Source organism: Nonomuraea sp. NPDC003201 (assembly GCF_053590415.1).
Window position 1 is genome coordinate 1 of the sequence record NZ_JBSFTC010000517.1, and the last position, 5,231, is coordinate 5,231.

4 protein-coding genes are annotated in these 5,231 nt (G+C 75.5%); 1 reads left to right on the forward strand and 3 read right to left on the reverse strand.

Annotated elements, in window-relative coordinates:
- From ACWDX9_RS59490 to ACWDX9_RS59500, 3 genes are all read right to left on the reverse strand, one after another.
- Positions 1 to 1,462 (reverse strand): WXG100-like domain-containing protein (locus ACWDX9_RS59490; RefSeq protein ID WP_449972548.1); only part of this gene is annotated, 1,462 nt, incomplete at its 3' end.
- The gene (locus tag ACWDX9_RS59495) at positions 1,459 to 1,758 is read right to left on the reverse strand and encodes a hypothetical protein (protein ID WP_449972551.1); all 300 of its coding nucleotides are present in this window, start codon (positions 1,756 to 1,758) and stop codon (positions 1,459 to 1,461) included. The genes ACWDX9_RS59490 and ACWDX9_RS59495, both read right to left, overlap by 4 nt.
- A gap of 21 nt (positions 1,759 to 1,779) precedes the next feature.
- On the reverse strand, positions 1,780 to 2,115 hold the full coding sequence (locus ACWDX9_RS59500) for a YbaB/EbfC family nucleoid-associated protein (RefSeq protein ID WP_350735536.1): 336 nt from the start codon (positions 2,113 to 2,115) through the stop codon (positions 1,780 to 1,782).
- A 277-nt stretch (positions 2,116 to 2,392) separates the two neighbouring features.
- Here ACWDX9_RS59500 and ACWDX9_RS59505 point away from each other — a divergent pair.
- On the forward strand, positions 2,393 to 5,231 hold a 2,839-nt coding region (locus ACWDX9_RS59505), incomplete at its 3' end, for a BTAD domain-containing putative transcriptional regulator (RefSeq protein WP_449972555.1).

Sequence of the window (5,231 nt, forward strand, 5' to 3'; positions counted from 1 at the left end):
CGGTGGGGGCCGACGCGGTGGGGGCCGACGCGGTGGGGGCCGACGCGGTGGGGGCGCCGGCCGGTGTTGAGGTGGGGCCGCTGCGCTGGGGGGTGCCTGTCGAACCGGTCCCGTGTGCGTCGCCGGCCGGGGTGGGTGGGGTGGTGGTCATCGGGGTGACCCCGCCGGCCCCGTGGGCGGCGGGGTTCTGGGTGCTCCCGCCCTGACCGGAACCGGCGGTGGGTGCCGAGGGCGAGGGGGTGGGGTCTTGGGCGAGGGCGGTGGATTCCGCGCGGGCGAGGGCCGTTGACGGGTTGGCGAGGGCGGACAGGACGTCGGTGCTGAGGGGGCTGATGGTGCCCACTCGGCCGGCGCCGGCCGCCATACTGCCCACCAGCCCCTCCATCGTGGGGAGTTGCCAGGTGCCGTACACGACGCCGTTGGAGATCATCCCGGCGGGGGCGGAGACGAGCGCGTTGGTGGCGGCCGCGCTCGCGGCCTTGGTGGGGTACCGCATGAGGACGTTCGCCAGCCCACCGGCGTCCCCGGCCGCGGTGTCGAGGTGGCGCAGGCCGGGGAGGCCGGAGATGTACTTCGAGACCGCGGGCGCGACCCGGGACGCCAGCAAGGCGCCGGCCGCGTCGCCGAGGACGTTCGCGGCCGTCATGCGGGTGTCCCAGCTCGTACGCGTCCCGAGCTCCATCTGCCGGTGCTGGGCGAGCCCGTCCATGAGCAGGCCCTCGCCCACCTCCTCCGGCAGTTCGCGCAGCATGTGGCTGGTGACCGCCCTGGCCAGCAGCCCCTGGCCGAGTCGTCGCCCGCCGAACTGGGCCGTCTGGACGGCGGCGAGCTTCGGCGCGACGGTCGTGAGCCCGCGCGCGGCCCCCGCCGCCCGTTCCAGGGAGCCGAACACCTGGTTGAGGAAGGTACGCAGCCGCTGCGCGTACGCGGCGAGCAGCGGTGTGGTCGCGCCCGCGGTGAGGAAGCTCGCCGTGACCCCGACGGCGGCCGCGCTGACCGTGATCCAGTAGCCGACGTTGATGGACAGCTTGCCGTACTGCGTGGCGCGCGCGAAGGAGTCCTGCTGCAGCGCGTACGCCCGAGCGGCCTGCGCCATCCCCGCCAGCCCCGTCTCCCCCGACGCGAGCTCGTCGGTGTGCTCGCGGAAGGCGTCGGCCGACCCGCCCGACCACCCGTCCAGCATCGTGGCCCGCGAACTCACGTCCTGCCCGGCCAGCGCCGCCCGCGACAGGTCGTCGAAGGCCACCGCCAGCTCCGCCAGGCCCTTCTCGCTGCCCTCCGGCCACATCTGCCCGGCCGCCACCAGCGAGATCAGGACGTCCACCCACTCGGGCGCGCCCTCTCCCCAGGCCGGCGTGACGTCGGTCGCGTAGCCGCCGCTGCCGATCGTGTCGTCGCCACCGCCTGGCTGGCTGGTGACCGGTGTGCTGCGGTTGTGCTCCGCCCCCGCGTGGACGCTCACACCCGATCGCCCTTCGGCGCGGAGGCGGCCTCGCTCGTGGTCTCCACGGTCTGCCGTACACCCTCGCCGGTGGCCTCGTGGTCTCTCATGAGCTGACCGGCCCAGGCGATGAGCGTGTCGGGCCCTCCTTCGGCCGAGTACGCCCGGTAGAACTCCTGCCCGGCCGAGTCGCCACCCCAGGGGGCGGCGGCGTTCAGCCGTTCGATGCGGGCAGTGGCGTCGCGCAGAGCGTCACCGAGTCCGGCGGCGTGGCCCTGCCAGCCCTTGAGCCCGGCCTCGACCTGAGACCGCTCCATGCGTACGTGCTCGGCCATCCGCTACCCGATCTCGCGCAGCCGGTCGTCCAGGTGCCCCAGCACGCTGTCGAGGTCGCCATCCAGGTGGGCCCGCATCTGCTCCGGCGGGACGAGGGGCGCGAACATCCGCACGATCTCCTCCTGGGCCATCGCCGCGGCCTGCTGCACGGTGGCGGTGATGAGGCCGGCCAGCCTGCCGCTGTCCCGCAGGCGGGAGACCCGGGGGTCGAGCTCGAGCCGGATCAGGTCACCGCGGGCGCCCACGGTGGCGGTGACGAGGCCGTCGGGCGAGCTGTGGGTGACCTGCAGGGCTCGGGCGCGTTGGTGCAGTTCCAGGGATTGATCCTGCAGTCGCAAGAAATTGTCACGCAATTGGTTCGCGTATTCATGCAACTGGTCAGCGTTCATTTCTCGCACCGTAATGGGGGAAAGTCGGCTCTTAGCCCCATTTCAGGATTCGTCGAAGTGACCCGGCCCGCGCGGTCAGAGGAGTTCGGCCACGGTCTCCGCCCCGCTGCTCGTCGAGCGGCCGGCGCTGCCCTGGGTACGGGAGACCACCTCGGAGCGCTGAGCGGCTCGCGGCTGGGATAATTGCCGGCATGTGCGAAGCCGGGGGCTTTTGATGCGGTTCGGCGTGTTGGGTCCGGTTGAGGCGCGCCTGCCCGACGGAGGCCCGGTGGCGGTGGGCGGCCCGCAGGTGCGGTCGCTGCTGGCGATGCTGTTGCTGGAGGCCGGTCGCCCGGTGAGCGTCGGCCGGCTGGCCGCGGGCCTGTACGGCGAGGACGCGCCCGCCGACGTGGCGCACGCGCTGCAGTCGCAGGTCTCCCGGCTCCGGCGAGGCCTGCGCGACGGGGCGGCCGTGGAGTTCGGACCGGCGGGCTACCGGCTCGCGGTCGACCTCGACGCGGTGGACGCGCACCGGTTCGCCCGGCTAGCCGGGCAGGGCAGGCAGGCGCTGGCCGGCGGGGACCCGGCGGGCGCCGCGATGGTGCTGGGTCAGGCGCTGGACCTGTGGCGCGGGCCGGCGCTCGCCGACGTGCTGGACGCGCCGTTCGCCGAGGCGGCGGCCGCCCGGCTGCTGGAGGAGCGGCTGGCGGCGGTGGAGGACCGGGCCGAGGCCGCTCTCGCGCTGGGCGAGCACCACGCGGTGGCCGCGGAGCTGACCGAGCTCGTGGAGGCGCACCCGTTGCGGGAGCGGGCGCGGGCGCTGCTGATGCGGGCCCTGTACGCCGGTGGCCGGCAGGCGGAGGCGCTCACCGCGTACGAGCAGGCCCGCCGGTTCCTGGGCGACGAGCTGGGCGTCGATCCGTCCGCCGAGCTGGCCGAGGCGCACCTGGCCATCCTGCGCGCCGAACCCGCGGCCGCCCCCGCGCTCCGGCGGCTGCCGGCCCAGCTCACCAGCTTCGTCGGAAGGGCGGAGGAGCTGCGCGAGCTCGCGGCGCTGCCGGCCGGATCACGGCTGGTCACGCTGACCGGTCCGGGTGGCACCGGCAAGACGCGGCTGGCGGTGGAGGCGAGCGGCCGGGTGCCCGGGGAGGTGTGCTTCGTCGACCTGTCCGCGTTGAGCGACGGGGCGCAGGTGGCGCCGGCCGTGGCCGCCGCGCTGGGCCTGCGCGAGTCGGGACCGCCGGAGGATCGGCTCGTCGCGGCGCTGGCCGACCGGCCGGTGCTGGTGATTCTGGACAACTGCGAGCAGGTCGTCGCGGACGCGGCCGGGCTCGCGCACCGGCTGCTGGCCGCCTGTCCCGCGCTGCGGGTCCTGGCCACCAGCCGGGAGGCGCTCGGCATCACCGGTGAGGTCCTCTTCCCGGTCGGGCAGCTGGCCGTGCCCGCACCCGATGCCGCGCTCGCCGAGGCGCTGGCCTGCCCGGCGGTGCGGCTGTTCGCCGACCGGGCCGCCGCCGTACGGCACGGCTTCGTCGTGGACGCCGCCACGATCGGCGCGGTGCGGCGGATCTGCGCCGCCCTGGACGGGCTGCCGCTGGCCATCGAACTGGCGGCGGCCCGGCTGCGCTCGTTCACCCTGGACGAGGTGGACGCGCGGCTGGCCGACCGGTTCCGGCTGCTGTCGCGCGGCGAGCGCACCGCGGCGCCCCGGCACCAGACGCTGCGCGCGGTGGTCGACTGGAGCTGGGGGCTGCTCGACCCGGATGAGCAGGCGCTCGCGCGCCGGCTCACCGTGTTCGCGGGCGGCGTCACCCTGGCGGACGCGGAGCGGGTCTGCGGCCTGGACGGGCCGGCCGGGTCCGACGATGTGGCGGCCGTGCTGGCCGGCCTGGTGGACAAGTCGCTCGTCGAGGCGCACGACGGCCGGTATCGGATGCTGGAGACGGTGCGCGAGTACTGCGCGGAGCGGCTCGCCGAAACCGGGGAGCGGGAGGAATGCCTGCGGGCGCACGCGGAGTGCTTCACCGCGCTGGCCGAAGCCGCCGACCACCACCTGCGGGGGCCCGGCCAGCTGGATCGGCTCGCGCGGCTGGACGCCGAGCACGGCAACCTGCTGGCCGCACTGGGCTGGGCCGTCACCGCCGACCCGCCGCTGGCAGCGCGGCTGATCGCGGCCCTGTCCTGGTTCTGGTGGCTGCGCGGCCTGCGCGGCGAGGCCGCCCCGCTCGCCGCCCGGCTGCTGGGCGAACATGCTCCGGGTGCGGAGAAAGTCGAGGAGTACGCGTGCTGCGTGGTGACCGCCGCCGCGACCGGCAACTCCACCGATGCCGACCTGCGCGACCACCTGGACCGCGCCGCCACCGGCCTCGCCGCGCACGACCGGCCGCTGCGCCAACCCCACGTCGTGTTCCTGCTCTCGGTGGCCGGACGCCTGCTCGACGTCGACCCCGCGCTCCAGCACCGCCTGTTCGACACCGACCCGTGGTCGCAGGCGTTCCTGCGCATGGGCGACGGACTGCGGCTGCTGCTCGGCGGGCAGACCTCCGCGGCCGAGGACGCGCTCACCGCCGCGCTGGCCGGATTCCGCACGTCGGGCGACCGCTGGGCGATCGCGAACTCGCTGGACAAGCTCGCCGGGATCGCGGCCTGGCGCGGTGAGCGGGCCCGCGCGGTGGCCTGGATGGACGAGGCCATCACGCTCATCGAGGAGCTGGGCCGTACGGAGGACGCCGCGGACCTCCTCACCCGCCGCGCCGACCTGCTGGCCCAGGACGGTGACCTCGCCGCCGCCGGGACCGGCTACGAGCGCGCGGCCGAGGTCGCCCGCGCCGTCGGCGCGCCGGACCTGCTGGCCGACGCCCGCCGTGGCCTCGCCGACCTCGCCCGCCGATCCGGCGAACCCGACCAGGCCCGGCAGCTGTACGAGGCGGCGCTGGCCGGCTGCGGGGACGCCTCGATCACCGGGAGCCGGATCCGTGCCCGCATCCTCACTGGACTCGGCTGGACCGCCGCCATGAACGGGGACGCCGCGCAGGCCCGCGCCCACCACCGCGCCGCGCTCGAGACGGCCGTGCGCAGCGGCAACC

What these genes read in the sequence shown, in the direction of transcription:
- ACWDX9_RS59495 (WP_449972551.1), bottom strand. Translation starts at nt 1,758, where the DNA reads ATGGAGCGGTCTCAGGTCGAGGCCGGGCTCAAGGGCTGGCAGGGCCAC.